At 61.9% G+C, this 3,789-nt stretch carries 5 protein-coding genes; 2 read left to right on the forward strand and 3 right to left on the reverse strand.

The window, feature by feature from the left end; all coding sequences use genetic code 11:
• The first annotated feature begins 51 nt into the window (after positions 1–51).
• Positions 52–237 (forward strand): hypothetical protein, encoded by a 186-nt coding sequence (locus AC1D1X_RS18010; RefSeq protein WP_477669364.1) that lies wholly within the window; start codon positions 52–54, stop codon positions 235–237.
• A 147-nt stretch (positions 238–384) separates the two neighbouring features.
• Here the strand turns inward: AC1D1X_RS18010 and mnmH are convergent, their stop codons facing one another.
• Entirely contained in the window at positions 385–1,452 is a 1,068-nt protein-coding gene (gene mnmH / locus AC1D1X_RS18015; protein ID WP_477669365.1) for a tRNA 2-selenouridine(34) synthase MnmH, read from the reverse strand.
• Positions 1,449–2,054 carry an arylesterase gene (locus AC1D1X_RS18020; RefSeq protein ID WP_477669619.1) on the reverse strand — a complete coding sequence of 202 codons (606 nt, stop codon included), beginning with the start codon at positions 2,052–2,054 and terminating at the stop codon, positions 1,449–1,451. The genes mnmH and AC1D1X_RS18020 overlap by 4 nt, the downstream gene beginning before the upstream one ends.
• 103 nt (positions 2,055–2,157) lie before the next feature.
• Here AC1D1X_RS18020 and AC1D1X_RS18025 point away from each other — a divergent pair, with 103 nt between their 5' ends.
• Positions 2,158–2,904, forward strand: a complete 747-nt coding sequence (locus tag AC1D1X_RS18025; RefSeq protein WP_477669366.1) for an ABC transporter ATP-binding protein — start codon at positions 2,158–2,160, stop codon at positions 2,902–2,904.
• A gap of 113 nt (positions 2,905–3,017) precedes the next feature.
• Here AC1D1X_RS18025 and AC1D1X_RS18030 read toward each other — a convergent pair.
• Positions 3,018–3,789, reverse strand: a 772-nt coding sequence (locus AC1D1X_RS18030) for a DUF8082 domain-containing protein (RefSeq protein ID WP_477698809.1), incomplete at its 5' end; no start/stop codon positions are given.

Raw genomic sequence — 3,789 nt, forward strand, 5'->3', positions numbered from 1 at the left:
CCGTGACGGCAATGCAGTACAGTAAGGGTTACCTATTCACGAAAGCACGCAGTGGCAACTCCCAATTACTCTTACGAAAAGCGCCAGAAAGAGCTTGCGAAAAAACGCAAAAAAGAAGAAAAGCTCAAGCGCAAGGCAGAGGGCAAGCCGGACGATGCCGCTGACGACGGGACCGATACGCCCGATCCCGACGGTGAGGCGCCCGGTGGCCTCCCGCCTGTAGACCCGGCCCCCTGAGTCCCCGCGATTTTTAATGAAAAAAGGCTGCAGCCCTTTATGGACAAGCGCAAGCAGCTATTGATTTGGTAGCAACCAAACGCCGGGAAGAACGGCAGGCAATCAAAAGCCCGGCAATACCTGTAAAGGTCTGCCGGGTTTGTCGTTTCAGGGAGCGGAATTTTCAGCCCGCAGGGCTTGCGCCAGCGCGGCCATGGCTGCGGTGCTGTGGTCCTGCGGCGAAAGCACACGGGCCGTGGCATGCCCGGAAAAATTGCGCTGCATCGACTGGAGATAGCCCGGGTCGTAGTGTTGGACCAGCAGTTCACGCACCACCGAAGCCACGTCGCCACTGCGGGCGCGTGCCTGCCAGTCCTGCACAACGGCCTTGCCGCGTGCTTCCGTCAGGGCGCCCAGGCGTTCGCAGAAGAACGCGATGTCTTTCACGAAAAAGTCATAGTCTTCCAGCAGCAGCGCTACGCGTTCATCCTCCGGCAGGTCCAGCTGCAGGCAAGGGCTGGCCCGCATGGCGGTGATCAGGCCTTCCGGCACGGCCACATTGCCGACTTTCTTGCTTTCACTTTCAATGTAGACCGGCTGGGCCGGATCAAAACGTTTCAGCGCAGCCCAGATGCTGCTGTCAAACGCCTTCTGGCTGGGCTGCTGCACACCGGGGATGGCGCCCAGCACCGAACTGCGGTGGTTGGCCAGCGCTTCCAGGTCCAGCACCTGCGCGCCTTCGGCCGCCAGGGCCTGCAACAGCCGGGTCTTGCCCGAACCCGTGGGGCCGCACACCACCCGGTAGCTAAAGCGGCCGGCCAGCTGCGGCAAATCCGCCACCAGCGCGGCGCGAAATGCCTTGTAACCGCCGTCCACCAGCGTCACCTTGAAGCCGATCTGGTCCAACACCAGCGCCAGCGAGCCGCTGCGCTTGCCGCCGCGCCAGCAATACAGCAGCGGTTGCCATTCCCGGGGTTTGTCCAGCACGTCACGCTGGATGTGCTCGGCAATGTTTTTGGCCACCAGCGCCGCGCCCAGTTTTTTGGCTTCGAACTGGCTGATCTGCTTGTATTTGGTGCCGACGATTTTGCGTTCTTCGTCGCGCAGGCTGGGCCAGTTCACCGCGCCCGGGAGGTGGTCTTCGGCGTATTCGCCTTCGCTGCGGGCGTCAATCACCCCGGAATAACTCCCGAGCGTTTGGAGCGCCTCTTCGGCAGAAATTCGGTCCAGGCTCACTTGACCAGTTTCTTCAGTTCGGGCCACACATTGGCAAGCATCTTCGCCTGCGACTGCTCGTTCGGGTGGATCCGGTCCGCCTGGAAGTTGGCCACCGGGTCGGCCGCGTCGGCAATGCCCTTGAGAAAGAAGGGCACCAGGGCTACTTTTTCCGCCTTGGCGATCTTGCCGAACAGCCCTGAAAACGTGGCCGCGTAGGCGCTGCCGTAGTTGGGCGGCACCTGCATGCCTACCAGCAGCACCCTGGCCCCTGTTTTTTTGGACGCCTGCGTCATCGTGACAAGATTCCTTTCGGTCATGTCCAGCGGCAATCCCCGCAGGGCATCGTTGCCGCCCAACTCAATCACCACCACCGCAGGCTTGTGCTGCGCGAGCAGCGCCGGCAGGCGCGAACTGCCGCCCGAAGTGGTGTCACCGCTGATGCTGGCGTTGACGACTTTGGCCGTCTTTTTTTCGCTGGCAAGCTGTTTTTCAAGCAGCGGCACCCAGCCCGTTCCGCGTTTCAGGCCGTATTCGGCGCTGAGTGAATCACCGACCACCAGAATGGTTTCCCCTTTGGGCACCGGCGTTTGCGCTATTGCCGCCGGAGCGCCGCCACCCATCACGGCGGCCACAAGCAGCGCCCCGAAAGGTTTTAGCAAACGCTTTGCCGCCGCAAGGGCAAGCTTGGTAAAGTCTGAATTCATATTTCCTGACAAGGCCGACATGTTTGAACCCGTGGTGAGTGGCGTGAATGATGGTTCCAGGGCTGCGGCTTCCGCTGTGCCCGCACCGTCCCCGACGTCTTCAATTATTTCCGTTGAGCATGTTTTCAAGTCGGTCACCGACTCCACCGGCACATTGGCCATTTTGCGCGATATTGACTTCGCCCTGGCTCCCCGGGAAACCGCCGCCATTGTCGGTGCGTCGGGTTCCGGCAAAAGCACCTTGTTGTCCATCATCGCAGGGCTGGATACCCCGACGCAGGGCACGGTCAGGCTGGCGGGGCAGGACATCTTTGCGATCAGCGAAGACGACCGGGCCGCCCTGCGAGCGCAGAAGGTCGGGTTTGTCTTCCAGAGCTTCCAGCTCATGGGCAATTTGACGGCGCTKGAGAACGTCATGCTGCCGCTGGAGCTGTCGGGCGCCAAAAACGCACGCTCGCTGGCCACCGACATGCTCAAGCGTGTCGGTCTGGGGGAGCGGCTGGGCCATTATCCGAAAGTGTTGTCTGGCGGCGAACAGCAGCGTGTGGCACTGGCCCGCGCTTTTGTGGTGCAGCCGGCGGTGCTGCTGGCCGATGAGCCGACAGGCAGCCTGGACTTTGCCACCGGCGAGACGGTGATGTCGCTGATGTTTGAGCTCAACCGCGAACTCGGCACGACCCTGGTACTGGTGACGCATGACCAGGCCATCGCGTCGCGCTGCGAGCGGCGCATCACCATTGATGCGGGGCGTGTCAGCCCGGAGTGATTTCGAAAATATCCCGGGCGAAAATCTTAAGGGGAAATGGCCTGGAGGCCTTTTTCATCGTGCGCAGGCAGCTATCAAAAGCATAGCGTATGCGAGGCTGAAAAAAGCTGCGCTCAGCGCMCCCCGTGCATTTTCTGCGCTACCGCCAGAAATTTCGCGCGGTCATCAGGCCGGTCAATCTGCTGGGCCAAGGCGTGGATCAGTGCCAGAAAGGTAAGTTGCCGGGCTGCTTCCTTGCGCACCAGGGTTTTGGCGAGCGGGCCGATATGCTGGCTGAGCGCGCGTTCCAGTTGCGCCTGCAGCTCCGCATTGAAATTCTGCACATTGATGGATGTGGAGGATGCCGAGGTCGTTCCGGATGTCGTTGCCGACGTGGACAGGGGCCTGCTCATGTCGCTGCGCAAGGGGCGGGAAAACGTCGAGGAAATGGGCCGGCTGTAGCTGCTGCTGCCGCCGGTGGACCGCAACGGGCCACTGGCGCCATGCAGCCCCGAATTCACCGTCGCGCTGGCGTGGCGCGGCTTCAGGAAGGCTTCGCGGGCTGTCGCATCGGGAATGGAAATGGCCAGCAGGTCGCGCAGCCCCTGGGCGCTGACCGTGCGCGGAATGGCCTTCTTGACCAGCACCTTGGCCAGAGGCCCGATGGCCTTGGCCAGCTCGTTTTCAATTTCCAGCGCGATTTCCGGGGTGAGCGACGCTAGCGCGGCAAACGATGCCGTGTGCTCGAACTCCATGTTGCGGGACATCGGCGCGGCCGGTGCGGCGTTCGGGTCCAGCACCGCATAGATCTCGTGCGAGCGCAGGTGCTTGTCCATGTGCGGGCCGAGGTAGTCGAAGAGGCTGGCGGCGCTGTCGGTGATGCGTGAAATCACGTCGTAATAGGCA

The sequence above is a fragment of the Polaromonas sp. P1_G4 genome (assembly GCF_056405475.1).